We start from the raw sequence: 23021 nt of genomic DNA, 5'->3' as shown, positions 1-23021 counted from the left end.
GCGCTATACTCTCCTCGACATCCGGGTCACGACTTCGACTGCTTGACCAGCCCTGCAATGACATCGCGCACGGACATGCCTTCGGCGCGGGCTGCGAAAGTCAGCGCCATGCGGTGTTCCAGTACTGGCTCGGCAAGCGCGTGAACATCGTCGATCGACGGCGCGAGCCGGCCTTCATAGAGGGCGCGCGCGCGGGCGCAAAGCATCATCGCCTGGCCGGCGCGCGGGCCTGGACCCCAGGCGACGTGCTTGTCCGTCGAGGCATTGCCCTGGCCGGGGCGGGCGGAACGCACCAGGGACAGGATCGCGTCGACGACGCCGTCGCTGACGGGCATCTGGCGGATGAGCTGCTGGATTTCCAGAAGGCGCTCGGCATCGATGACCGCTTGCGGCGTCGCTTCGCTCAGACCCGTGGTTTCGAGCAGGATGCGGCGCTCGTCGGCAAGTTCCGGATAATCGACGTCGACCTGCAGCAGGAAGCGGTCGAGCTGGGCTTCCGGCAGCGGATAGGTGCCTTCCTGTTCCAGCGGGTTCTGGGTTGCGAGAACGTGGAACGGAGCGGGCAGGTCGTAGCGCTGGCCGGCGATGGTGACGTGATATTCCTGCATGGACTGCAGCAGGGCCGATTGCGTGCGTGGTGAGGCGCGGTTGATTTCGTCGGCCATCAGCAACTGCGCGAAGACCGGGCCTTTCACAAAACGGAACGAGCGACGGCCGGTCTCATCCTGGTCCATCACTTCGGAGCCGAGAATATCCGAGGGCATCAGGTCCGGCGTGAACTGTACGCGATTGGAGGCAAGGCCGAGGACCGCACCGAGCGTGGTGACGAGCTTCGTCTTCGCAAGACCCGGCACGCCGACCAGCAAGGCATGACCGCCGGCGAGCACCGCGAGCAGCGTGTTCTCCACGACGCTTTCCTGGCCGAAAATGACCTTCGATACCTCTTCGCGGACGCGGGCTATATCGCTGAGCGCCTTTTCGGCAGATGCGATGATGGCCTGTTCGTCGAGGCTCGTTTCGGTCGATTTGATCATGCCCATTTGAGTCTCCAATGGCAGAAAACGGTGCGCGCGATTCGCAGACGTTACACATTTGCCTCATAATCAATACAACTTATCGCCAGCAAGATAGCTGACAAGCACGTTTCAAATGACTATCTCGTGAGAACTGTCATATTCCTGACTAACGACCAACCGGGACAGAAGAATGGCAACCGAGGAAATCAGGTCAACGGGCGACGCCGCAAGCCTCGCGGCGCTGATTTCGCGCGCGGCCGGCGATAGCGGCGCCTCCAAGAAGGGTTTGCCGCCCGTCGATCGCTGGAATCCGCCGTTCTGCGGCGATATCGACATGGAGATCCGAGCAGACGGCACCTGGTTCTATCTCGGCACGCCGATCGGTCGCGCTCCTCTGGTGCGGCTGTTTTCCACAGTTCTGCGCAAGGACGCCGACGAAAAGACCTATCTCGTCACGCCTGTGGAAAAGGTCGGCATCCGTGTCGTCGATGCGCCCTTCGTGGCTGTCGAGATGAGCGTGACGGAACGCGACGGCAAGCGCGTCCTGACATTCCGTACCAATGTCGGCGATGTCGTCGAGGCGGGCAGGGATCATCCGATCCGTTTCGTCATTCGCGGCGAGAATGATGAGCTGAAGCCCTATCTGCATGTCCGCGGGCGCCTGGAGGCTCTGGTGACGCGTGCGGTCATGTATGATCTCGTCGAACTGGGTGAACCCGTTGAAATTGCCGGGCGGGAGATTTTCTGCGTGCGTTCCGGCAGCTCCATCTTTCCTGTCATGCCGGTTGCCGAACTGGATGCACTTACTCGATGAATGAATTCCCCCTTTATTCCGCGGATGAATTCCGCCGTCGCGCCCTCCATCAGAGCGGAGCGCCGGTGGAGCTTGCATGGCGTGACCATGGTGACCACATCCTCAATCCCGAGACCATATCGCAGGTGGCGGACTTGAAGCTGAAGGATGCCGCCGTGCTCGTGCCCGTTGTCGACAGCGGCGACGATGCCAAGGTGATCTTCACGCTCAGGACATCGACGCTGCGCAAGCATTCCGGCCAGATCGCCTTTCCGGGCGGCGCCATCGATCCGGAGGATGCGTCGCCGGAAATGGCGGCAGTGCGCGAAGCGGGCGAGGAAATCGGGCTTGCCGACATATTCATCGAGCCGGTCGCGCGGTTGCCGCATTATCTGGCGGCGACTGGCTTTCGCATCACCCCTATTCTCGCCGTGGTGAAGCCGGGCTTTCGTCTGGCTCTTAATCCGACCGAGGTGGAGGACGCCTTCGAGGTGCCGCTCTCGTTCCTGATGGACCCCGATCACCATGTCACCGACACGATGCTCTGGCAGGGCACCGAACGCCATTTCTATCGCATGCCCTATGGGCAGCGCATGATCTGGGGCATTACCGCGGGTATCGTCCGCACGCTTTATGAAAGGCTCTATACATGACGTCCGTTGCCGATCAGGCTTGGTTTCGCGATGAGGCATTGCAGCGGGTGCTGGCGCTGCTCGATGCCGATGGCGGCGAGGGGCGTGTGGTTGGTGGTGCCGTACGCAATAGCCTGATGGGATTGCCTGTCGCCGATATCGATATCGCAACGACGCTGTTGCCTGAAGCCGTTGTCGAAAGGGCCGAGGCGGCGGGTATCAAGGCGGTGCCGACTGGTATCGCGCATGGTACCGTCACTCTGGTTATTGACGGGAAGCCATTTGAAATCACGACCTTGCGACGTGACGTTGAGACGGACGGGCGCCGGGCCGTCGTCGCCTTCAGCCAGGATTGGCAGGCGGATGCCGAGCGGCGCGACCTGACGATCAATGCACTCTATGCGTCCGCCGATGGCGAGGTCGTTGATCTCGTGGGTGGGCTTGCCGATCTGGAGCGGCGCAATATTCGCTTCATCGGCGATGCGGCAACACGGATTGCCGAGGATCACCTGCGCATCCTGCGTTTCTTCCGCTTCTTCGCCTATTATGGCAGCGGCCGCCCCGATGCCGATGGCTTACGCGCCTGTGCGGCCGCGAAGTCGAAGATTTCGACGCTCTCGGCCGAGCGCGTCTGGTCCGAAATGAAGAAGCTGCTGGCGGCTCAGGACCCGGGCAGGGCGCTGCTCTGGATGCGCCAGATCGGCATATTGACCGAGGTGCTGCAGGAAACCGAGAAGTGGGGGATCGATGCCATTCCTGGGCTTGTCTCCACCGAGCAGGCCCTCAAATGGCCAGCGGAGCCTCTGCTGCGTCTTGCCGCCATCGTGCCGCCTGATGCGGAAAGGCTCGCCAGGCTTGCGGAGCGGCTGCGCCTCTCGAAAGCCGAAGGCGCCTATCTCCACGCCTGGGCGAATTCGCCGATTATCAAGGATGATATCGCGGAAGCGGCCTTCGATCGCCTGCTTTATCGTCATGATCCATCCGGCGTGGCCGTTCGCCTGAAGCTGGCGCTGGCAGTTGCCCGCACCAAGGCGGAGGATGATTTCGAGGAGATGGCTCGCGTTGCGCGGCTTGGGAGATTGCTGGAACGTATTGCCAAATGGAAAAAGCCCGGTTTCCCGCTCAATGGCGCAGATGCGCTCGCTGCCGGTGTCAGCGCCGGGCCGCGCGTAGGCGAGCTTCTAGGCAAACTCGAGCAGGAATGGCTCGACGGGAATTTTACGATGAGCCGAGCAAACCTTCTCGCCCGACTCAAGGATCTGGCCAACGCCTGATAATGAGGCCTGATCTGTGGCACTGACTGGGCGAACCGCCAATCAGGCCGCGTTGGCCTCGTCGCGAATCCGTGCCTTGATATTGTCCACCATGTTTTCGCGGATGATGGTTTCGCCATGCGCTTCCCGCATGTGCTCGACGGCTCGGCGAACCACCTCGGCGTCGTCCTTGGCGCGGGTATGCCAGGCGCAGCCGGGCACGAGCGTACCACATTCGAACAGTCGCATATCTTCCTCCTCATTTCTCAATAATTTCCTATCCCTTCATGCGAAGTGCATGAAGGCCTTAACGCGACGGATGAGAAAAGGTTTCTGCCGTCCGGCAAGTCTCTCGCTTGCCGGAGGCGGTGTTCCGGACATCAGTCCGGCATTGCCCAGGATTTGAAGCAGTCCGACGATTGATATCGGCTGATGGGTACTTGCTTGGCAGAACGATCGGCCGCGAAGCGGGCGATATCGCTTGATGATTTGCCTGCCAATTGCATCCTCACCTGCTCTATAAAGCAGGAAAGCGGTAAATCGGACCCGCTGCGGGTCCGCATATCCTCGGCCAGTCGGATAATGAACTCAGGACTATCGACTGTGCGCGAAAGTTTCTGTTCTTTCGAAGCTTCCGTGACTTGTTTCTCTGCTGCCATTACAACCTCCTCCGATTGAAACGAGCATTAGGTCACTTAGGCACTCCTCCCGCCGATTTCAGGGCGTTGTCCGATCATTTAATGTTGAACGTCTCAAGCGCATCGCGACCTTTCAGATCCGTTCGCCGCGCTTGAGGTTTCTCGCATACTGCGATCACAAAGTTGCCGCCCAACTTTGCGCGACGTGTCTCAGGGCCAACGCACCACCGGCGGCAGGGACGATAGGATCGACTCCACGTTGCCGCCTGTCTTCAGCCCGAATATTGTACCCCTATCGTAGAGCAAATTGAACTCTACATAGCGTCCGCGGCGAATTAATTGTTCGTCGCGATCCTCTTCCGTCCATGCTTCGTTGAAATTGGAGCGGACGATCCGTGGATAGACCATTGCGAAGGCGCGACCGACGTCACGGGTGAAGGCAAAATCCGCGTTCCAGCCGCCGGCTTCTTCGGTTGAGTGCAGCCAATCGAAGAAGATGCCGCCGATTCCGCGGGGCTCATTGCGGTGCTTGAGGAAGAAATATTCGTCGCACCAGCTTTTGTAGTGCTGGTAGTCGGCGACGGCGTGGCGGTCGCAGACGATCTGCATGGCACGGTGGAAGAGGGCGCTGTCGGGATCTTCCTGGGTGCGCCTGCGGTCGAGCACCGGCGTCAGGTCGGCGCCGCCGCCAAACCATTGGCTCGTCGTCACCACCATGCGGGTATTCATGTGTACGGTCGGCACATTCGGATTGACGGGATGGGCAATCAGCGACAGTCCCGAGGCCCAGAAGCGGGGATCTTCTTCGGCGCCCGGAATCTGGCTGCGAAAATCGGGAGAGAATTCGCCATAGACGGTCGAAGTGTGGACGCCGACCTTTTCGAAGACGCGGCCTTCCATCATCGACATGCGGCCACCGCCGCCCTGGCCTTTGTCCCTCTGCCAGTCCTTGGCGATGAAACGGCCCGGTTCCTGGTCGGAAAGCGGGCCGGTCAGCTCGTTCTCCAGCTGCTCGAATTCCGCGCAGATCGTATCGCGCAGGCCTTCGAACCAATGTCGCGCTGCCTCTTTCTTTTCTTCAATATCCTCAGGTAATCCCTTGGGAAGATTGGGTCGTTCCATTCATGCTCTCCGACGGTGCGAGCAGCCGGCGGCCCGCGATTCGCACTGTATGTATCGTGAGTTGGAATATCAGCAAGATTGCGGCGCAGCCAGTGCAGCAACGTCGCAGGAGAATCGACTCGCAAATTTCACAATGCGGTATTATGTTCCCTCTCTCAAAGGCGAGGTTTTATCATGAGGATACCTGGACCGCCGCCCCTGGATGGGTTGAGAAACAGAATATTCCGTTACCGGCAGGAACACCCTGCAGGCGGAAAGAGCGAATTCGTTCGCGAGACCTTTTGTCTGAGCCGCCCCGAAGCGCGTGAAAAGGCGCGCGAATGGTTCGATGAATTCCCGAAAGCCGCCTACTGGACCGAAGTTGAAAGCTGGCGTCAGGTCGACGGAGATCGCATCGAATTCACCATGCGGCGCTTGCCATCGGCGGATTGAAACCGAACGACATTGCATCCGCATCGACGGGTCATGGGCCAGAAGTGCCTTCGCGCTTTCTCGCGGCTGGCTGGCGATGTGTCGCCAGCTCAATGCGGCTTGGGTGATTGTGCATCATCCGACGGGCCGGATGCGGGCGGCTGAGCGCTTGTCATGGGGCCCGCGGAGAAAGCTTTCTTGACCTTCTCGATCGTGGCGGTGCCGCCAGCCGGAGCCGGAGGTGAGGGGAATTTTGTCTCTGGCGTTGCTGGCGGTTCGGCTATGGCACCGAGCTTTGCAGCTTGATGTTCTTCTGCCTTCTGATCTTCGACGATCGGCGATGCTACCAGGATCTCCATCAGCGTGATGGTTACCGGTAGGTGGCCGCCCAAGTCCGTGTTCGTGTGGTGCCATGCGTGCTCGACGCGCCGATCGGCATGAATGAACGCTCGGGAGTTGATCTCGCCGAACCAGTCCCATTCGCCCATCACATCGACGACATCGGTGAAGACAGGCGGCATGGCGATGCGCGTGCCGATCGTCACAATCTTCGTATGTCGAGCCAGTTCGGCGATCCGCCCTTCATCCTGCTTCCAGAGATTATGCAGTGCGGCCGATAGTACGAGATTGCCCTTGGAATGGCCGGTCAGCAGGCGGAAGGAAAGGCGAGGATCGGCGAGAAGCGCCTGCACGGTTCTCGTGTCGAGACTATTGCGGGCGGCCGTTGCCTTCCCCTGCGCTCCGACCTTGGGACGGCCGGCAAGGTCGTCCAGGCTTTCGAGAAAGGGCCGCAGGCCTTTCAGATGCCCGAAGAAAAACAATCCGCCGAGGGCTTCGGTGATGACATCGGCTATTCCGTAGCCAGAGACGACGACTGCGACCGGCGCGTCCACCGCATCGGCCACGTTGCGGGCGAAGGCGGCGGCACCGAGCGCCGAGCCGCCGATGCCTGCAACCGCAAGCGCCCGGGCATCGCCGCCGCCTCGCAGCACGAATTCATCGATGGTTTCGCAGAGGGTAAGCGTCCCGAGACCGCTCGGCGGAACGAGCATGATCGCGCCTTCGGCAGCCAGGGAGTCGCTGATATAGAAGGCCTCCTCCGGCGTGATCACCGTGACGTCATAGAAGAGCGCATCGAGCGCAAGATTGCGCTGGCGCAGGCCTTCGAGAGCGAGGTTGCGGGCGGGAGAGCGCTGCAGTCGTTCGGGGAGGCTCAAGCTGCGTGCGAACTGCGTAAGGGAAAGCGTGAATGCCGTCTGGAACATGGGTCACCTCGCCAAGGCTGCCTGAGTTAGAGCATTCCAAGACCAAGCTTCTCACACTTTATTCAGCGTGCCAACGGCTATTCGGGTGCGACATTCAGGCTCGGGCCGAGAGCGGCGACCATTCTATCTGCCGCAGCGCTTCACCTGAAATCATGGCGGCGGACATTGCGACATTGATGGAGCGTTGGCCCTCGATCATCGGGATCAGGATACGACCGTCCGCTCTTTCGTGCACATGGTCCGGCACGCCAGCGCTCTCACGGCCGAAGAGAAGAATGTCGTCGTCGCAGTAGGTAAAATCGGTATAGCGCTGCGCCGCCTTCGTCGAAGCCAGCACCAGCCGTCGCCCGCTTTCTTGCCTCCACGCCTCGAAGCGCTCCCAACTGACATGTCTGGTCAGCGTGACGGCGGCAAGATAGTCCATGCCGGCACGCTTCAGATTGCGGTCGGATATGTCGAAGCCGGCCGGCTCGATGATGTCGACGCCGAGGCCGAGGCAAGCGGCGAGCCGCAGGATCGTGCCGGTGTTGCCGGGAATATCGGGCTGGTAAAGGGCGATGCGCAGTTTTGTCATGTGCTGCAACTAACGAAATCGCATGGATTTGTCTTCGGTTTTTCGCGAGCCCTTCATTTCCGTGATGCCTCCCATAAACAGAATTGAAGGATTTAGCCCATTTTTCAGGCATATTTCGCTTTTCAAACAGGAAAAGTCGCGCTAAAAGACGGGCGCTCTACAACTTGCGAAAGAAGGAGGCTCAGATGGATATCTTGTTTGTGATGATGCGCCTCCGTGCCGTGAACCCACGGATTTGACGAGCGCTACAAGGCGCGTATTCGCAAGTACCCCCCTTCTTTAAGTCATCGCGCGGCCGGCATGGCCTCGTTGTTTTATCACCCGACCACCATATGAGTCTGCGATCTTTCAGCGCAGTGGGTGGTCGAAGGGTCGAGTCTCTGGAGCATTTCAATGTTTAGCTGGTTCGAACGCCGACTAAATCCATTTCCGACCGAGGTGCCGGATACTCCGCCGCGTGGCCTCTTTGCATTCTGCTGGCACTATTCCAAGCCGGCGCTGCCATGGCTGATCGCCATGAGCATCCTCACCATGTCGATCGCGATCGGCGAAGTCGCGCTGTTCCAGTTCCTCGGCGATATCGTCGACTGGCTGACGCATGCGGATAAGGCGACCTTCCTGCAGACAGAATGGCACAAGCTGTTCTGGATGGGGGCAATGGTGCTGATCGGCTTGCCGGCTGCGGCGATCCTCGACAGCTTCATCATGCATCAGGTGTTGCTCGGCAACTATCCGATGATCGCGCGCTGGCAGATGCACCGCTTCCTGCTGCGCCACAGCATGACCTTTTTCGCCAATGAGTTCGCCGGCCGCGTCGCCACCAAGGTGATGCAGACCTCGCTTGCCGTGCGTGAAACGGTCATGAAGATCCTCGACGTCTTCGTCTACGTGTTCACCTATTTCCTGTCGATGATCCTCGTCATCGCGGCGGCTGACTGGCGGCTGATGATCCCGATCCTGGTCTGGCTTGGCGTCTATGTCGCCATCGTCGCCTATTTCGTGCCGGTACTGCGCAAGATTGCCGCGCAGCAGGCCGATGCGCGCTCCACGATGACGGGCCGCGTGGTCGACAGCTACACCAACATCGCGACGGTGAAGCTGTTTTCACATGCGGGCCGAGAAGAGAAATACGCCAAGGCCGGCATGGAGGAATTCCTCGATACCGTGCACAAGCAGATGCGCAAGGTGACGCTGTTCCACGCCTCGGTCTATTTCAACAACTGCGCGGCGCTGTTCATCGTCTCGGCATTGTCGATCTGGTTCTGGCTCAGCGGTTCGATCTCGGTCGGCTCCATCGCCATTGCCATCGGCCTTGCCATGCGCGTCAACGGCATGTCGCAGTGGGTCATGTGGGAAGTCTCGGCGCTCTTCGAAAACATCGGCACCGTCTATGACGGCATGGAGATGATGACGAAGCCGCACGATATCGTCGACAAGCCGGCGGCATCGTCGATCGCTGCCAAGCAGGGTGCGATCCGCTTCGACCACATTCGCTTCCACTACGGCAAGGCGAAGGGTGTCATGGAGGATCTGAGCCTCGATATCCGCGCGGGCGAAAAGGTCGGCCTTGTCGGCCGGTCCGGTGCCGGCAAGACGACGCTGATGAACCTGCTGCTGCGCTTCTACGATTTGGAGAGCGGCCGCATCACCATCGACGGCCACGATATCGCGGGGGTCACGCAGGACAGCCTTCGCTCGATGATCGGCGTGGTGACACAGGATACGTCGCTGCTGCACCGCTCCATCCGTGACAATATCGCTTACGGCCGTCCGGACGCGACCGATGAGGAAATCATCCAGGCAGCCAAGCGCGCCAATGCCTGGGATTTCATCGAAGGTCTGGTCGATATGCATGGCCGTACCGGGCTAGATGCGCAGGTCGGCGAGCGCGGTGTCAAACTGTCAGGCGGCCAGCGCCAGCGTATCGCGATCGCCCGCGTCTTCCTGAAGGACGCGCCGATCCTGGTGCTCGACGAGGCAACCTCGGCGCTCGATTCCGAAGTGGAAGCGGCGATCCAGGAAAATCTCTTCGCGCTGATGCACGGCAAGACGGTAATCGCGATCGCGCACCGCCTGTCGACACTGACCGAGATGGATCGCCTTGTCGTCCTCGATAAGGGCCGGATCATCGAGATGGGCACGCATCAGGAGTTGGTCCAGGAGGGCGGCATCTATGCCGAGCTCTGGAGCCGGCAGTCCGGTGGGTTCCTCGCCGACCACGAAGAGGTCGAGGCGGCAGCGCAATAATGAACTGGGCAACTGGGGTGCTGTGGCCCCCAGTTGCTATTTTCCCGAGCGACTATTTTCAAGAAATCCAAAACGCAACGAAGAAGTCTGGAAGACGACGCTGCGAGCTAAAGCGCGTTGTGATCTTTCAGATCCACTTCCCGCACTTTCAGTCGTCGATTTTGCGCATGTCGTTATCGCAAAACCGCTGCACACTTTTACGTGACATGCTCTAACGGCTCGCCAGAGCAAGCTGCACTGCGAGCACTCCGAAGGCGGTTGCGAAGCTTCGGCGCATCCACGACTGAACAGTCGGATTTGAGACGATATGGCGGCGCAGGTAGGCCGCAAACACACCATACGCTGCGAAAATGAAGAAGGTGAGCACCATGAAGACCAGGCTGAGCTGCAGCATCAGCATGATCGGATTTGTCTGATCCGGCGTCACGAATTGAGGCAGGAAGGCGAAGAAGAAGATCGACAATTTTGGATTGAGCAAATTGATCAGGACTGCCGAGCCAATCACCTGCTGCGTACTCTTGTCGGTCGGTGCGCCGTCGATACGCAAAACACCTCGTTCCCGAAACATCGACCAGGCCATGTAAAGCAGATAGGCGACCCCGAGCCATTTGAGGCCTTGAAACGCCGCAGCGCTGGCATGCAGAAGCGCGGCAAGGCCGCTTATCGCGGCGAGCAAATGCGGGATGATGCCAAGTGTGCAGCCGAACGCGGCGACTACGCTCGCCCTCATGCCACCCGATAATCCGGCCGCAAGCGTGTAGATTGCGCCGGTGCCGGGGGACGCGACGATGATGAGGGTCGTTATCAGGAACTCCATGCTCATGCGTTGGCCCCCATGGAAGGATGGCACATCGGCGGCAAGGCTTGAGCCGATGTGTTTCCTTCAAGCGGCGATCCACGCAAGACGTCCGGGCGGTTCGTCGGAGGTCCGATGCGCGTTGGCGATGGATGTAGTGGATGCGTCGCGTCGGTCTTAACGGAAATAGGAGGCATGAATTTCACTCGGTGATGACTTCGAGCAATATCGCCTCGTCGTCTTCGTCGGTCTTGAATGAAATTGCAGGTCAATCGCCAGCTCGCGCACACCTCTCAAATCATAAGGCACCGTATTCTAACGAAAATGTAACCTTCTCAATGACACACCTTTACTTTCCGGATCTCCGGAAATTCCCTATATCGCTTCCATGTTCATCCGTTCCGTGTTCCGTCTGTTTGAGACGTGGATTGACCCCTATTACCGCAGCGGCGATCTTCGGCCGCCGCGGTCGCTTAGTGCCTTCATCTGGTACTATGTCGGCCAGGCCAAGGGACCCTTCCTGGCGATGGCAGCGCTTGGCGGCGCGGTTGCGATGCTTGAAGCCGCGCTCTTCTGGTTCGTCGGGCATCTCGTCGACATCCTCGACAAGGTGAAGCCGGGCGAGGGGTGGAGTGGACTGCTCGCCGGTCATGGTGCGGCGCTGCTCGGCATGGTCTTCGTCGTGCTTGTCGTGCGTTTCGTCGTCGTCAGCCTCGGCGCATTGGTCGAGGAACAGGTCGTTGTCCCGGGTTTTCTCAACCTCGTGCGCTGGCAGGCCTATCGGCATGTCGCCAGGCAATCGGTCGAGTTTTTTCAGAACGATTTTTCCGGTCGCGTCGTCACCAAGGTCTGGTCAGCCGGGCAGGCGACCGGCGATCTGGTTGTATCGCTGCTGCAGGTGGTCTGGTTCATCATCATTTATGCCGCCTCGACCATTGCGCTCGTCGGCGGGCTCGACTGGCGGCTGGCGCTCGTCATCGCGGTCTGGATAGGCATCTTCTCCTTGCTTGCCCGCCACTTCGTGCCGCGCATCCGGCAGCATGCCCGCAACGCGGCCGAGGCATCCTCGATGCTGAACGGCCGCATGGTCGATGCCTATGCCAATATCCAGACGTTGAAGCTCTTCGGTCGGGAAGAACAGAACGATCATTACATCCGCAACGGCTTCGACCGCTTCCAGGCGGCCGTCATGCCGTTCACGCGGTTATTGACCGGTGTGCGTTCGTCGCTGGCGCTGCTTTCAGGCGTGATGATTACGACCATTGGTGCGCTGGCCGTTCATCTCTGGCTGATGGGCGAGATTTCCACCGGCGGCGTCGCCTTCACGCTCAGCATGGTGCTGCGGCTGAACATGCTCTTCGGCCGCATGATGTCGCAGTTCAACGCCATCATGCGCAATCTCGGCACGATCCAGAATTCGGCCGAGATGATCTCGGAGCCGATCGGCCTGGTCGACCGGCCGGAGGCCAGGGATCTGAGGATCGCCGGGCCTGAAATTCGCTTCGACAACGTCACCTTTCACTATGGGCGCGGCGGCGGCATCATCGACAATTTCTCCCTCAACGTGCGCCCAGGCGAGAAGGTCGGCATCGTCGGTCGCTCTGGGGCAGGCAAGACGACGCTCGTCAATCTGCTGTTGCGCTTCTACGATCTCGAAGGCGGCCGTATCCTGATCGATGGCCAGGATATCGCCGCCGTCAGGCAGGAGTCGCTGCGTGGCGCCATTGGCATGGTGACGCAGGATACCGCGCTCCTCAATCGTTCCATTCGCGACAACATTCTCTTTGGCCGGCCCGATGCCAGCGACGAGCAGATGGTGGAAGCGGCAAGGCAAGCGGAGGCGGATCGCTTCATTACCGCTCTCGAAGATCAGAAGGGGCGCACCGCCTATGCTGCCCACGTCGGCGAGCGTGGCGTCAAGCTTTCGGGCGGCCAGCGCCAGCGCATCGCGATTGCGCGCGTAATGCTGAAGGATGCGCCGATCCTGGTGCTCGATGAGGCCACATCGGCGCTGGATTCGGAAGCCGAGGCCGTGCTGCAGTCCAATCTCGACGCACTGATGAAGGGCAAGACCGTTCTTGCGATCGCACACCGGCTGTCGACCATCGCCAAGCTCGACCGGCTTGTTGTCATCGACAAGGGCGAGATCATCGAAGACGGTACGCATGACGAACTGATCGCGCGGGGCGGCCTCTATTCCGAACTCTGGGCACGCCAATCCGGTGGCTTCATCGCCGCGGATGCCGACTGATCCACGCCGAGACCCGCCGGATTATTGGTGCCGAGGCACGCTGAACTCGGTCATCAAGCCGAAATGGTTCGAGCCCATCGCGTCGCGGATCTGCTTCACGGATATCAACCGAAGCGGCGCGCGGGCAAAGACGTGATCTATGGTGATGCCGTAAGCGCCAGCCGCGATCGGCCAGGTGGCAGGTTCGGGGAAGGCGTGGCGAAGGCCGGTTGCTGCCAGGAAGTCGCGCATGTCGGGTGTGATGACCGAGGCATTGAAATCTCCTGCGAGGATCAACGGCCCTTTCACCTCGTCGAGGGCGGGGGCGAGGAGACCAAGCTCGATCTGGTGGAACGCATCGAAATAGGGCTTGCTCAGATGAACGGAGGCGAAGTTCACGGGCTGGCCGTCCATGTCGATGGTGGCGAGAATGAAGCGATTGTCCCAGAGGCTGCCGAGGCTGCGCATCAGCTGGGTCTGGAAGGGTCTTTTCGAGAGCAGCAGGGAATCGCAATCGGTGGTCATCACGCCGCAGCCGATACGGTTGGGATAGACTTTCAAGATGCGGTCCATCTCGGAAAAGATCGGTCCCGCCTCGAAGATTTCGACGACGTCGGCCTTCGAGGCGATGATGAGATCGGCGATGCGGGGACCGTTTTCGAAATTGCTGTCCTCGATGTTGAAGGAGAGCAATCTGAAATGGTCGCCGCTCGCCTCAGCCGAAGCGACGAGCGAAGACGTCGTGTATTCCTGTAGCATGAGGACCGAGTGAACCAGCAGGATGCTTCCAGTGGCGGTCAGGAAGAGCGCATACCAGTGGCGCTTGAAGGTGAATGCGATCAAGGCAAGCAGGATCGCAAACAGGCTGATATGGGTCTGCAGACTTTCGAAAAAGGCCAGCACCCAGGAATCCACGACGTAACGCGCCGCAAGGATGCCGACCGCCAGTGTGGCGAGAACGCATAGAACGCAATAAATCGTGTGTCTCATGAGAAGTTCTCGTGCTTCATTCCCGCTGCGTTGTACGCGCAAGACAACGAATGCAATCCTCCATAAATCGTGAGGGAAATCCACTTGGATTTAAGAGGTAAAGCGTAAGTCCTGTGAGGGGGCGAACGTGCTGATACTATGTCGGCTTTTGCAATGCAGCATTGAAATCATTGCCTGTTTTGCTCTGCAATATGAGAAAACACTATAGAAATCCCCAGTTTTTTCATGGGCTTAACTTTTCGCGTTATTGCAGGAGGAGTTTAGGCTCCGGCCTTGCGACGCAATAGCGCAGTTTTGCCGCGACATTGTGCCCTTACCCCTTGCCAAGACTGGACATAATTTGCGATCAAGCTTAGAACGCAGCGGGTTACGGAGGAATCTATGGCGGAATTATGGTCGCATTGATTCGCCGTTAGTGAGAGGGGTACCACGGTTTTGCCGTGGTTTGCGGGAAGAGGATGTGCAGCGTTGAGCGAGCATAGTACGACAGTTGAGTCCACCGGCGAGCCGACTCGTCGCGATTTCCTTTATTTGACGACAGGTATGGCCGGCGCCGTTGGTGCAGTCGCCGTCGCATGGCCGTTTATCGACCAGATGCGGCCGGACGCATCGACGCTCGCTCTTGCATCCATCGAAGTCGATGTGTCGAGCCTTGAGCCCGGCATGTCGCTGACGGTGAAATGGCGCGGTAAACCCGTCTTCATCCGTAACCGCACGCAGAAAGAAATCGACGACGCCAAGGGCACGCAGCTTTCGGACCTGAAGGATCCGGTTGCTCGCAATGCCAATCTTCCGGCTGATGCACAGGCAACCGATCTTGCCCGTTCGGCTGGCGACGGTAAGGAAAACTGGCTCGTCATGATCGGCGTCTGCACCCATCTCGGCTGCATTCCGCTCGGTCAGGCAGGGGAATATGGCGGGTGGTTCTGTCCCTGCCATGGCTCGGTCTACGATACCGCCGGCCGCATCCGCCATGGGCCTGCACCGATGAATCTTGCGATTCCGCAATATGCGTTTACGTCGGAAAAGAAGATCAAGGTCGGTTGAGGGGGAGCTGAAACATGAGTGGTCATTCGTCTTACGAGCCATCGACAGGGCTCGAAAAATGGGTCGACGCGCGGCTTCCGCTGCCGCGCATGGTCTATGATAGTTTCATCGCCTACCCGGTCCCGCGCAACCTGAACTATGCCTACACGTTCGGCGCCATGCTGGCCGTGATGCTGGTCCTGCAGATCCTGACCGGTGTCGTGCTCGCCATGCACTATGCGGCCAACACCGCAATTGCCTTCAATTCGGTCGAAAAGATCGTCCGTGACGTCAACCACGGCTGGCTGCTGCGCTACATGCACGCCAACGGCGCGTCCTTCTTCTTCGTGGCCGTCTACCTGCACATCGCCCGCGGCCTTTACTACGGCTCCTACAAGGCGCCACGCGAAATCCTCTGGATCCTCGGCGTGATCATCTACCTCCTGATGATGGCGACCGCCTTCATGGGTTATGTTCTGCCCTGGGGCCAGATGTCCTTCTGGGGTGCGACCGTCATCACCGGCTTCTTCTCGGCCTTCCCATGGGTCGGCGATTGGATCCAGACCTTCCTGCTCGGCGGCTTCGCCGTCGACGATCCGACGCTCAATCGCTTCTTCTCGCTGCACTATCTGCTGCCGTTCATGATCGCAGGCGTCGTCATCCTGCACATCTGGGCACTGCATGTGACCGGCCAGACGAACCCGACCGGCGTCGAAGTCAAGCTGAAGACCGATACCGTACCCTTCACGCCCTATGCGACGCTGAAGGATGCGCTTGGCGTTTCCATCTTCCTGCTGGTTTTCGCCTACTTCGTCTTCTACCTGCCGAACTTCCTCGGTCACGCCGACAACTACATCCCGGCCAACCCGCTGAAGACGCCGGCCCATATCGTTCCGGAATGGTACTTCCTGCCGTTCTACGCGATGCTGCGCTCGATCACCTTCAACATCGGCCCGATCGACTCCAAGCTCGGCGGCGTTCTGACGATGTTCGGCGCGATCATCGTGCTGTTCTTCCTGCCCTGGCTCGATACGTCGAAGATCCGTTCGGCCGTCTATCGTCCCTGGTACAAGCTGTTCTTCTGGCTGTTCATTGCTGATGCCATCCTCCTCGGCTGGCTGGGCTCGCAGCCGGCGGAAGGCATCTATACCACGGCCGCGCAGTTCGCGACGCTGTTCTACTTCCTGTTCTTCCTCGTCATCATGCCGGTGCTCGGCATCGTCGAGACTCCGAGGCGCATTCCAAATTCGATTACGGAAGCGGTTCTTGAGAAGCAGGGCGGTAAAGTTGCCGCTCCGGTTCAAGCATAACCGGCGATAGAGGAAGAAAACGATGAAGAAGATTATTGTCGGCCTTCTATCCCTGACGCTCATCGGCGGCTTCTCAACTGCCGCGGTGATCGCCGCGGAAACGAAGCCCGCCGCCGAAGCCGAAACGCCGCATTACCCGCTGAAGGAGCCGCGCGAGCAGCATTGGACCTTCTCCGGCCCGTTCGGCTATTATGACAAGGCGCAGCTGCAGCGTGGCCTCAAGGTCTATACGGAAGTCTGTTCCGCCTGCCACTCGATGAAGCTGGTGGCTTACCGCACGCTGGAAGACCTTGGCTATACGGAAGCACAGGTAAAGGCCTTTGCTGCCAATTACGAAGTGCAGGACGGCCCGAACCCGCAGGGTGAGATGTTCACCCGCAAAGCGCTTCCGTCTGACCATTTCAACTCGCCGTTCCCGAACGACGAGGCTGCCGCTGCCTCCAACAACGGAGCAGTCCCGCCCGACATGTCGCTGCTTGCCAAGGCACGCGAAATCGAGCGCGGCTTCCCGCAGTTCATCTTCGATATCTTCACGCAGTATCAGGAAGGTGGACCGGACTACATCTACTCGCTGCTGACAGGCTATGAAGAGCCGCCGGCCGGCTTTAAGGTGCCGCAGAGCTCGCATTACAATCCGTATTTCGATGCGGCCGCGACCTTTGCGATGCCGAAGCCGCTTTCGGACGGTCAGGTGACTTACGACGACGGCTCGCCGCAGACGGTGGACCAGTATGCGCGTGACGTCTCCGCCTTCCTGATGTGGACATCCGAGCCGCATCTGGAAGATCGCAAGCACCTCGGCTTCATGGTCATGGTGTTCCTGCTGATCTTCTCGACGCTGATCTATCTCACCAAGCGCTCCGTCTATGCCAAGGCCGGGGCTCACTGAGTATTGCGATGTTTCAATGAAAAGGCGGCCCGTCGGGGCCGCCTTTTTTGTTGGTATAGCGCCCCGGTCTTGATAGGGTGCGGCCGGCCCTATCATAGCCTGAGAGTACATATTTCATGAACACTATCGCTTCGGAGCTCGCCGCCAGCATCCGTTCCATTCCGGACTATCCCAAGCCCGGCATCATCTTCCGCGACATCACGACGATGCTTGGCGATGCCAGGGCGTTCCGACGCGCCGTCGATGCGCTGGTGCATCCCTATGCCGGTTCCAAGATCGACAAGGTCGCCGGCATGGAAGCGCGCGGCTTCATTCTCGGCGGTGCGGTGGCGCATCAGCTGTCGTCCGGCTTCGTGCCGATCCGTAAGAAGGGCAAGCTGCCGCACGATATCGTCCGCATCGCCTACAGCCTGGAATATGGCGTCGACGAGATGGAGATGCACCGCGATGCGGTCAATCCTGGCGAAAAGGTCATTCTGGTGGACGACCTGATCGCGACGGGCGGTACGGCCGTCGGCGCCACGAAGCTTCTGCGCCAGATCGGCGCCGAAGTGGTCGCAGCCTGCTTCGTGATCGACCTGCCTGACCTTGGTGGCCGCAGGAAGCTCGAAGAGCTCGACGTGCCCGTGCATACGCTGGTGGAATTCGCCGGTCACTGACCGGCCTGGAAGATGGGCGGGGTCATCACGAGCGGCCCCGCGGATTTTTATTCAAAAGCCAGCACGGTGCTTTCGAAGCGTAAAGCCGGCAGGCTATCCTGGTTCACCCCGTCACAGGCGAGCGTATAGAGGGTCCAGCCAGGGCGCGAGGCAAGAGGGCGGCTGCCGAGGATCGCCACGCCATAGGTAATCGTATCGCCGGCAAAGACCGGCCTCAGCCATTGCAGGTTCTTGAAGCCGGGCGAGGGGCCAAGATTGGGTGGCGTCTTGCCTTCGACGGTCAGTCTTGCCGTTTCGGATTTCCAGAAATCGACGAAGCTGCGCATCCACATGGAGCAGCTATGCCAGCCGGAGGCGCAGAGCCCGCCGAACAAGGAATGTTTGGCCGCTTCCGCATCCATGTGGAAGATCTGCGGATCGAAGCGCGAGGCAAAGTGGACGATGGCTTCGGGTGTGAAGGTGTGGCTGCCGATCTCGATGCGTTCACCGATGGCGTAGAGGTCGCTCATTTTCATGCCGAAACCTCCGCGCCGGCGCGCATGCGGATCATGGTCGCGTTTTCTCCAAGGCAGACGAGCTCGCCGCGCTGGTTTTCGACTTCATGACGGAATTTGACGATGCCGATGCCGGGGCGGGAGCGCATGGGGCGCGCCTCGACCACGATGGAACGGCCTGACAGGGTATCCCCGGCCAGAACCGGCTTCTTCCATTCCATGAAATCGATGCCCGGTGCGCCTTGCGCGTCGGCGGCGAGAATGTAGGAATCGCACATCATGCGCATGAACACCGCCGAGGTGTGCCAGCCGGAAGCGGCAAGGCCGCCGAGAATGCTGGCGCGGCCGGCTTCTTCGTCCAGATGCATCGGTTGCGGATCGAATTCACTGGCGAATTCAATAATCTCCGCCGCGGTCATATGCTTCGGGCCGAGGGCAAATTCTCGTCCTGGCTGGAAGTCTTCGTAGACGAGTTTCGTCATGTCTTCTGTCGTCCTCCACGTCTCGTTCATCGGCAATCGCATAGCCTGGAGTGGCGGTGCAAGCATTTTCATGCTCGTGACAAGGTGTGGCCAAAGATGATTGTCCATCGACGACCGACAGCCCTTGATTGTGGATCAACGATATGTTGAGGCTTGGCGGTGATGAAATGAAGCGAGAGCGAGAATGAGCGAACTCAAGGTCGCATTGGAAGATGCTGCCGGCGAAGGGATTATTTCCTCGGGCCAGGCCGAACGATTGCTGCCCTACCTCACTGCGAGGAATATCGGCATCCTGCCGGCGCAGGCTCTTTCATCGCAGCACGGGCAGGACGATCCCAATCCGCTGGAAGATACGGAAGCGCCGCGTTTCGTGCGTGGCTTTCACGATGTACTCATCACCATCGGCGTCATCGTGCTGCTCATCGGGCTATGGGGATTGGCAAACCGCTATGCACCCATACTGGCGATTGTCGTGCTTGCCGAGATCCTGGTGCGCCGCCAGCGACTGGCGCTTCCGGCCGTGGTCTTGACCGTCGCCCTCGCCGTCTGGGTTTTCTATACGGTGGTGACCTATGTCAGCTCGACACCGGCGCTCAGCAATAATTTCACGATCGGCGCAATCGTGCTGGTGGCGCCATTCCCGCTGTCTCTGGCCTTGTTTTACTGGCGCTATCGGGTGCCGCTGTCGCTGGCACTCTTCCTATTTTCGTTGTTCGGCCTGTTTCTCGCCGCGGTCTTCTATGTCGCCGGTACGGTGACGGGGTCTTCGAATGTGCCGGCTGATTACCCGATCCAGACAATGATAATCTTGCTGATAACCGCTCTTGGCAGCTTTGCATTGGCAATGCGCTACGATCTCAGCGACCCACAGAGAGTGACGCGCCGGTCCGATGTGGCCTTCTGGCTGCATCTCGCAACGGCGCCGGCCTTGCTTTATTCGACGATCCTGTTGGCATTGCGCCTTGAGCTTGCCAGCAGCGGTACCGTCTTCACCAATCTCACCGACGCCCTCTTTGGGGGGTATCTGCAAGCGGTGACCGTCCTCGTGGCGGTGCTGGTGATGATGCTGATCGGCCTGGTCATCGATCGCCGCGCTTTCGTGACCGCAGGTCTCGTGTCGCTAGGCCTCGCGACCGCGGCCATTCTCCGGCACAACAATGCCGGCCTCGACAAGGTGGGCTTCCTGGTGCTGATGATTGTCGGTCTGGTCGTGCTTGTGATCGGCATCGGCTGGACCGATCTGCGCCGCATCGTCGTGCGGCGCCTGCCTGCCGGCGTGCAGGCCAGATTGCCGACGCTGAGATGAGCGTCGGCAACAAGGAGGCGATCAGGTGTTGAAGCGGAAGTGGATGACGTCGCCGTCCTGGACGACATATTCCTTGCCTTCGTCGCGCGCCTTGCCCGCTTCCTTCGCGCCGGTTTCGCCGTTGTAGGCGATGTAATCGTCATAGGCGATGGTGTTGGCGCGGATGAAGCCGCGCTCGAAATCCGAATGGATGACGCCGGCCGCCTGCGGCGCCTTGGTGCCCTGTTCGATCGTCCAGGCGCGCGTTTCCTTCGGACCTACGGTGAAGTAGGTGATGAGGTGCAAGAGCTTGTAGCCGGCGCGGATCAGACGGTCGAGACCGGCTTCGTCGAGACCAAGCGCGGAGAGGAATTCCTTCGCCTCTTCGTCCGGCAGTTGCGCCACCTCTGCCTCGATGGCAGCGGAGATGATGACGACTTCCGAATTCTGCTCCTTGGCCATGGCGGCGACGGCTGCCGTGTGTTCGTTGCCGGTCGCGGCATCGCCCTCGGCGACGTTGCAGACGTAGAGCACCGGGTGCGAGGTCAACAGGTTCAGGCCCTTGAGGATGCGGGTCTCTTCGGCGTCGAGCTTCGACAGCAGCGTGCGAACCGGCTTGCCTTCCTGCAGCAATGCGAGCGACGCATCCATGATCGGCAGCATCGCCATGGATTCCTTGTCCTTGCCGGTGGCGCGCTTGCGCGTCTGCTCGGTGCGGCGCTCAAGGCTCTCCAGGTCGGCGAGCATCAGCTCGGTCTCGATCGTTTCCGCGTCGGCGACCGGATTGATGCGGCCTTCGACGTGGGTAATGTCGCTATCTTCGAAGCAGCGCAACACGTGCACGATGGCATCGACTTCGCGGATGTTGGCGAGGAACTGGTTGCCGAGGCCTTCACCCTTCGACGCGCCGCGCACGAGGCCGGCGATGTCGACGAAGGAGATGCGCGTCGGGATCAATTCCTTCGACTTGGCGATGTCGGCAAGCTTGCGCATGCGCGGATCGGGAACGGCGACTTCGCCCGTGTTCGGCTCGATCGTGCAGAACGGATAGTTGGCCGCCTGCGCCGCCGCCGTCTTGGTCAGCGCGTTGAACAGAGTGGACTTGCCGACATTCGGCAACCCGACGATACCGCATTTGAAACCCATGGCACCTTGTCCATATCTTGAAAATCTTTGCAGTGCCTATGGGGGAAGGGCCGTTGCGGGTCAAGTCTTGTGCGGGCAAAGAGCCGCTTTTCTGCTGATGGAAGGGCTGAGAGCGGGTAACGGCCACATTGCCTCCCTGACACGACCATCCTTGAAGGATGTGGTGCGCTGCACTATAATTCCCCTATTAGCCCAAAGCTCCTTCCCCTGTCGTCAACGGTGATGCCGATGAGTGACAATGATGTTGTCCTGAAACCAAAGACTAAAACCAAGCCGAAGGTCGAGAGGCCGAAGCTCTACAAGATCATTCTCGTGAACGACGATTATACGCCGCGGGAATTCGTCATCATGGTGCTGAAAGCTGTCTTCCGCATGAGCGAGGAGACCGGCTACCGCGTGATGATGACGGCGCACAAGCTCGGCACCTGCGTTGTCATGGTCTGTGCGCGGGATATTGCCGAGACCAAAGCGCAGGAGGCGGTCGATCTGGCGAAGAGCGGCGGCTTCCCGCTGATGTTCACGACCGAGCCGGAAGAATAGGCACGACCGTTCTCGCTAGGCGGGACGGCGGATCTGGAAGCCTGTCTTGTCCTGGGTAAATCCGCAATTGGCATAGAAGCGTAGCGTTGCCGGGTTCTTCGATCCGGTCAGCAGCATGACTTTGTAGCAGTTCCTCTCCCAAGCGTGTGCAAACGCTTTGCGGAGGACTGTGCCGGCAAGGCCGCGCCGACGGTAGTCGGCGTGGGTCACCACATTCTCGATCAACGCATAGGGCGCGCCGCCCCGCGTGAGATTTGGGATGACGATCAGCGTTATGGAAGAGATGGCCTTGTCGCCGTCAAAGGCGGCGAAGATCGTCATGCCGGGATGGGCGAGGATTTCTGCAAGGCGGCTCTCCGCCAGCTGCAGGTCCAATACCGGGTCTTCTGCATTCAGATGCCGGTAAAGTGCAAGCAGCGTCGGCAGGTCCGCCATCGCTATCGGCCGGATGACGATATCTGCGGTATCTTCGGCTGCAGCATCCGGCATCTCAATTGTCCTTCTTGCCGAACATCCTTTTCAGCATCTCCGCCATGGGGCCGCTTTCCGGAATCTTCGGCTGGCTGTGATTGCGCGCCTGATGGATATGGGACTTCGCCGGCGCCTTCTTTTCCTGCTTCGGGGTGTCGTCTTCCGCCTTGCCGCCGAGGGCAAGCGCGATCTTGTTCATCAGCTGCGAATCCTCGCCACGCACCAGCATGTCGGCATTGTCGGCAAGTGCGTCGAAAAGGGGCTCGAGCCAGCTTTGATCCACCTTGGCGAAATCGCCGAGAACGTGATTGTGCACGAGCTCCTTGGCGCCGGGATGACCGATACCAAGCCGCAGGCGGCGATACTCCTTGCCGCAGTGGGCATCGATGGACTTGATGCCGTTATGGCCGCCATGACCGCCGCCGGTCTTCAACCGCGCCTTGCCGGCGGGCAAATCGAGTTCGTCGTAGATCACGACGAGATCCGACGGCTGGAGCTTGTAGAAGCGCATGGCTTCGCCGACGGATTCACCTGAGAGGTTCATGAAGGTCTGCGGCTTGATGAGCAACACCTTCTGGCCGCCGAGTTCGCCTTCGGCAATCTCCGCCTTGAATTTCTTCGACCAGGGCGAAAAGCTGTGGCGACGATAGATCGCGTCCACGGCCATGAAGCCGATATTGTGGCGGTTGCCCTGATATTTGGCGCCGGGATTGCCGAGGCCCGCGATGAGAAGCATGTGCTTCACCCTTCGA

The 23021-nt window shown here is 59.8% G+C and carries 25 protein-coding genes; 12 read left to right on the top strand and 13 right to left on the bottom strand.

Translation table 11 applies throughout. The features are described 5' to 3' along the window. Window positions 1-26: 26 nt before the first annotated feature. On the bottom strand, window positions 27-1040 hold the full coding sequence (locus GA0061100_RS02995) for an AAA family ATPase (protein ID WP_075851108.1): 1014 nt from the start codon (window positions 1038-1040) through the stop codon (window positions 27-29). Between the two features lie 166 nt (window positions 1041-1206). Between GA0061100_RS02995 and GA0061100_RS02990 the strand changes: the two genes are divergently transcribed. The 3 genes from GA0061100_RS02990 to GA0061100_RS02980 are packed head-to-tail and all read left to right on the top strand — an operon-like array spanning window position 1207 to window position 3715. Next, a complete protein-coding gene (locus tag GA0061100_RS02990) occupies window positions 1207-1830 on the top strand; it encodes a DUF1285 domain-containing protein (protein ID WP_075851107.1) in 624 nt (207 codons plus the stop codon). Then, window positions 1827-2462 carry an NUDIX hydrolase gene (locus tag GA0061100_RS02985; RefSeq protein WP_075851106.1) on the top strand — a complete coding sequence of 212 codons (636 nt, stop codon included), beginning with the start codon at window positions 1827-1829 and terminating at the stop codon, window positions 2460-2462. The genes GA0061100_RS02990 and GA0061100_RS02985 overlap by 4 nt, the downstream gene beginning before the upstream one ends. After that, entirely contained in the window at window positions 2459-3715 is a 1257-nt protein-coding gene (locus tag GA0061100_RS02980) for a CCA tRNA nucleotidyltransferase (protein WP_075851105.1), read from the top strand. Before GA0061100_RS02985 ends, GA0061100_RS02980 begins: the two co-directional genes overlap by 4 nt. A 42-nt stretch (window positions 3716-3757) precedes the next feature. On the opposite strand, the gene GA0061100_RS02975 is transcribed toward GA0061100_RS02980, so the two are convergent. The 3 genes from GA0061100_RS02975 to hemF form a co-directional block, all read right to left on the bottom strand. Continuing rightward, window positions 3758-3943 (bottom strand): DUF1059 domain-containing protein, encoded by a 186-nt coding sequence (locus GA0061100_RS02975; RefSeq protein ID WP_075851104.1) that lies wholly within the window; start codon window positions 3941-3943, stop codon window positions 3758-3760. A 131-nt stretch (window positions 3944-4074) separates the two neighbouring features. Next, on the bottom strand, window positions 4075-4353 hold the full coding sequence (locus GA0061100_RS02970) for a hypothetical protein (protein WP_075851103.1): 279 nt from the start codon (window positions 4351-4353) through the stop codon (window positions 4075-4077). 189 nt (window positions 4354-4542) lie between these two features. After that, a complete protein-coding gene (gene hemF / locus GA0061100_RS02965; protein WP_075851102.1) occupies window positions 4543-5454 on the bottom strand; it encodes an oxygen-dependent coproporphyrinogen oxidase in 912 nt (303 codons plus the stop codon). A gap of 174 nt (window positions 5455-5628) precedes the next feature. Between hemF and GA0061100_RS02960 the strand changes: the two genes are divergently transcribed. After that, on the top strand, window positions 5629-5886 hold the full coding sequence (locus GA0061100_RS02960) for a hypothetical protein (RefSeq protein WP_083961260.1): 258 nt from the start codon (window positions 5629-5631) through the stop codon (window positions 5884-5886). Window positions 5887-5975: 89 nt separating this feature from the next. Here the strand turns inward: GA0061100_RS02960 and GA0061100_RS02955 are convergent, their stop codons facing one another. After that, entirely contained in the window at window positions 5976-7130 is a 1155-nt protein-coding gene (locus GA0061100_RS02955) for a hypothetical protein (RefSeq protein WP_075851101.1), read from the bottom strand. A 94-nt stretch (window positions 7131-7224) separates the two neighbouring features. After that, window positions 7225-7704: a tRNA (cytidine(34)-2'-O)-methyltransferase gene (locus tag GA0061100_RS02950; protein ID WP_075851100.1), complete on the bottom strand. Its 480-nt coding sequence runs from the start codon at window positions 7702-7704 to the stop codon at window positions 7225-7227. A 393-nt stretch (window positions 7705-8097) separates the two neighbouring features. Here GA0061100_RS02950 and GA0061100_RS02945 point away from each other — a divergent pair, with 393 nt between their 5' ends. Continuing rightward, window positions 8098-9951, top strand: coding sequence for an ABC transporter ATP-binding protein (locus tag GA0061100_RS02945; RefSeq protein WP_075851099.1), 1854 nt, complete (start codon window positions 8098-8100; stop codon window positions 9949-9951). A gap of 211 nt (window positions 9952-10162) precedes the next feature. Here GA0061100_RS02945 and GA0061100_RS02935 read toward each other — a convergent pair whose 3' ends face one another. Then, window positions 10163-10774 carry a LysE family translocator gene (locus GA0061100_RS02935; protein WP_075851097.1) on the bottom strand — a complete coding sequence of 204 codons (612 nt, stop codon included), beginning with the start codon at window positions 10772-10774 and terminating at the stop codon, window positions 10163-10165. Window positions 10775-11135: 361 nt separating this feature from the next. Here GA0061100_RS02935 and GA0061100_RS02930 point away from each other — a divergent pair, with 361 nt between their 5' ends. Further along, window positions 11136-12998, top strand: a complete 1863-nt coding sequence (locus tag GA0061100_RS02930) for an ABC transporter ATP-binding protein (RefSeq protein WP_075851096.1) — start codon at window positions 11136-11138, stop codon at window positions 12996-12998. A gap of 21 nt (window positions 12999-13019) precedes the next feature. On the opposite strand, the gene GA0061100_RS02925 is transcribed toward GA0061100_RS02930, so the two are convergent. Next, window positions 13020-13967: an endonuclease/exonuclease/phosphatase family protein gene (locus GA0061100_RS02925; RefSeq protein ID WP_075851095.1), complete on the bottom strand. Its 948-nt coding sequence runs from the start codon at window positions 13965-13967 to the stop codon at window positions 13020-13022. 468 nt (window positions 13968-14435) lie between these two features. Between GA0061100_RS02925 and petA the strand changes: the two genes are divergently transcribed. From petA to GA0061100_RS02905, 4 genes are all read left to right on the top strand, one after another. Continuing rightward, window positions 14436-15014, top strand: a complete 579-nt coding sequence (petA, locus tag GA0061100_RS02920; protein WP_075851094.1) for a ubiquinol-cytochrome c reductase iron-sulfur subunit — start codon at window positions 14436-14438, stop codon at window positions 15012-15014. Between the two features lie 14 nt (window positions 15015-15028). Further along, the gene (locus GA0061100_RS02915; protein ID WP_075851093.1) at window positions 15029-16303 is read left to right on the top strand and encodes a cytochrome b; all 1275 of its coding nucleotides are present in this window, start codon (window positions 15029-15031) and stop codon (window positions 16301-16303) included. 22 nt (window positions 16304-16325) lie between these two features. Further along, the gene (locus tag GA0061100_RS02910; RefSeq protein WP_075851092.1) at window positions 16326-17192 is read left to right on the top strand and encodes a cytochrome c1; all 867 of its coding nucleotides are present in this window, start codon (window positions 16326-16328) and stop codon (window positions 17190-17192) included. Between the two features lie 116 nt (window positions 17193-17308). After that, window positions 17309-17851: an adenine phosphoribosyltransferase gene (locus GA0061100_RS02905; RefSeq protein ID WP_075851091.1), complete on the top strand. Its 543-nt coding sequence runs from the start codon at window positions 17309-17311 to the stop codon at window positions 17849-17851. A 47-nt stretch (window positions 17852-17898) separates the two neighbouring features. Here GA0061100_RS02905 and GA0061100_RS02900 read toward each other — a convergent pair whose 3' ends face one another. Both GA0061100_RS02900 and GA0061100_RS02895 read right to left on the bottom strand, forming a co-directional pair. Beyond that, a complete protein-coding gene (locus GA0061100_RS02900) occupies window positions 17899-18366 on the bottom strand; it encodes a MaoC family dehydratase (RefSeq protein ID WP_075851090.1) in 468 nt (155 codons plus the stop codon). Then, the gene (locus tag GA0061100_RS02895; protein WP_075851089.1) at window positions 18363-18827 is read right to left on the bottom strand and encodes a MaoC family dehydratase; all 465 of its coding nucleotides are present in this window, start codon (window positions 18825-18827) and stop codon (window positions 18363-18365) included. The genes GA0061100_RS02900 and GA0061100_RS02895 overlap by 4 nt, the downstream gene beginning before the upstream one ends. Before the next feature lie 184 nt (window positions 18828-19011). Between GA0061100_RS02895 and GA0061100_RS02890 the strand changes: the two genes are divergently transcribed. After that, a complete protein-coding gene (locus tag GA0061100_RS02890; protein WP_075851088.1) occupies window positions 19012-20133 on the top strand; it encodes a hypothetical protein in 1122 nt (373 codons plus the stop codon). A 21-nt stretch (window positions 20134-20154) separates the two neighbouring features. On the opposite strand, the gene ychF is transcribed toward GA0061100_RS02890, so the two are convergent. Further along, window positions 20155-21258: a redox-regulated ATPase YchF gene (gene ychF, locus GA0061100_RS02885; protein ID WP_075851087.1), complete on the bottom strand. Its 1104-nt coding sequence runs from the start codon at window positions 21256-21258 to the stop codon at window positions 20155-20157. Window positions 21259-21486: 228 nt separating this feature from the next. Between ychF and clpS the strand changes: the two genes are divergently transcribed. After that, entirely contained in the window at window positions 21487-21798 is a 312-nt protein-coding gene (gene clpS / locus GA0061100_RS02880) for an ATP-dependent Clp protease adapter ClpS (RefSeq protein ID WP_075851864.1), read from the top strand. A 15-nt stretch (window positions 21799-21813) separates the two neighbouring features. Here the strand turns inward: clpS and GA0061100_RS02875 are convergent, their stop codons facing one another. After that, window positions 21814-22287 (bottom strand): GNAT family N-acetyltransferase, encoded by a 474-nt coding sequence (locus GA0061100_RS02875; protein ID WP_075851086.1) that lies wholly within the window; start codon window positions 22285-22287, stop codon window positions 21814-21816. Window position 22288: 1 nt separating this feature from the next. After that, entirely contained in the window at window positions 22289-23005 is a 717-nt protein-coding gene (pth, locus tag GA0061100_RS02870; RefSeq protein ID WP_075851085.1) for an aminoacyl-tRNA hydrolase, read from the bottom strand. Window positions 23006-23021: the final 16 nt, after the last annotated feature.

The sequence above is a fragment of the Martinezella hainanensis genome (genome assembly GCF_900094555.1).
GTDB lineage: Bacteria > Pseudomonadota > Alphaproteobacteria > Rhizobiales > Rhizobiaceae > Rhizobium > Rhizobium hainanense.
This window is presented reverse-complemented; position numbering and strand designations above follow the sequence as displayed.

Excerpts from the sequence above, each read along its gene's own strand:
- GA0061100_RS02995 (WP_075851108.1), bottom strand. The coding sequence starts at position 1,040 with ATGGGCATGATCAAATCGACCGAAACGAGCCTCGACGAACAGGCCATC.
- GA0061100_RS02990 (WP_075851107.1), top strand. The coding sequence starts at position 1,207 with ATGGCAACCGAGGAAATCAGGTCAACGGGCGACGCCGCAAGCCTCGCG.
- GA0061100_RS02985 (WP_075851106.1), top strand. The coding sequence starts at position 1,827 with ATGAATGAATTCCCCCTTTATTCCGCGGATGAATTCCGCCGTCGCGCC.
- GA0061100_RS02980 (WP_075851105.1), top strand. The coding sequence starts at position 2,459 with ATGACGTCCGTTGCCGATCAGGCTTGGTTTCGCGATGAGGCATTGCAG.
- GA0061100_RS02975 (WP_075851104.1), bottom strand. The coding sequence starts at position 3,943 with ATGCGACTGTTCGAATGTGGTACGCTCGTGCCCGGCTGCGCCTGGCAT.
- GA0061100_RS02970 (WP_075851103.1), bottom strand. The coding sequence starts at position 4,353 with ATGGCAGCAGAGAAACAAGTCACGGAAGCTTCGAAAGAACAGAAACTT.
- hemF (WP_075851102.1), bottom strand. The coding sequence starts at position 5,454 with ATGGAACGACCCAATCTTCCCAAGGGATTACCTGAGGATATTGAAGAA.
- GA0061100_RS02960 (WP_083961260.1), top strand. The coding sequence starts at position 5,629 with ATGAGGATACCTGGACCGCCGCCCCTGGATGGGTTGAGAAACAGAATA.
- GA0061100_RS02955 (WP_075851101.1), bottom strand. The coding sequence starts at position 7,130 with ATGTTCCAGACGGCATTCACGCTTTCCCTTACGCAGTTCGCACGCAGC.
- GA0061100_RS02950 (WP_075851100.1), bottom strand. The coding sequence starts at position 7,704 with ATGACAAAACTGCGCATCGCCCTTTACCAGCCCGATATTCCCGGCAAC.
- GA0061100_RS02945 (WP_075851099.1), top strand. The coding sequence starts at position 8,098 with ATGTTTAGCTGGTTCGAACGCCGACTAAATCCATTTCCGACCGAGGTG.
- GA0061100_RS02935 (WP_075851097.1), bottom strand. The coding sequence starts at position 10,774 with ATGAGCATGGAGTTCCTGATAACGACCCTCATCATCGTCGCGTCCCCC.
- GA0061100_RS02930 (WP_075851096.1), top strand. The coding sequence starts at position 11,136 with ATGTTCATCCGTTCCGTGTTCCGTCTGTTTGAGACGTGGATTGACCCC.
- GA0061100_RS02925 (WP_075851095.1), bottom strand. The coding sequence starts at position 13,967 with ATGAGACACACGATTTATTGCGTTCTATGCGTTCTCGCCACACTGGCG.
- GA0061100_RS02915 (WP_075851093.1), top strand. The coding sequence starts at position 15,029 with ATGAGTGGTCATTCGTCTTACGAGCCATCGACAGGGCTCGAAAAATGG.
- GA0061100_RS02910 (WP_075851092.1), top strand. The coding sequence starts at position 16,326 with ATGAAGAAGATTATTGTCGGCCTTCTATCCCTGACGCTCATCGGCGGC.
- GA0061100_RS02905 (WP_075851091.1), top strand. The coding sequence starts at position 17,309 with ATGAACACTATCGCTTCGGAGCTCGCCGCCAGCATCCGTTCCATTCCG.
- GA0061100_RS02900 (WP_075851090.1), bottom strand. The coding sequence starts at position 18,366 with ATGAAAATGAGCGACCTCTACGCCATCGGTGAACGCATCGAGATCGGC.
- GA0061100_RS02895 (WP_075851089.1), bottom strand. The coding sequence starts at position 18,827 with ATGACGAAACTCGTCTACGAAGACTTCCAGCCAGGACGAGAATTTGCC.
- GA0061100_RS02890 (WP_075851088.1), top strand. The coding sequence starts at position 19,012 with ATGAGCGAACTCAAGGTCGCATTGGAAGATGCTGCCGGCGAAGGGATT.
- ychF (WP_075851087.1), bottom strand. The coding sequence starts at position 21,258 with ATGGGTTTCAAATGCGGTATCGTCGGGTTGCCGAATGTCGGCAAGTCC.
- clpS (WP_075851864.1), top strand. The coding sequence starts at position 21,487 with ATGAGTGACAATGATGTTGTCCTGAAACCAAAGACTAAAACCAAGCCG.
- GA0061100_RS02875 (WP_075851086.1), bottom strand. The coding sequence starts at position 22,287 with ATGCCGGATGCTGCAGCCGAAGATACCGCAGATATCGTCATCCGGCCG.
- pth (WP_075851085.1), bottom strand. The coding sequence starts at position 23,005 with ATGCTTCTCATCGCGGGCCTCGGCAATCCCGGCGCCAAATATCAGGGC.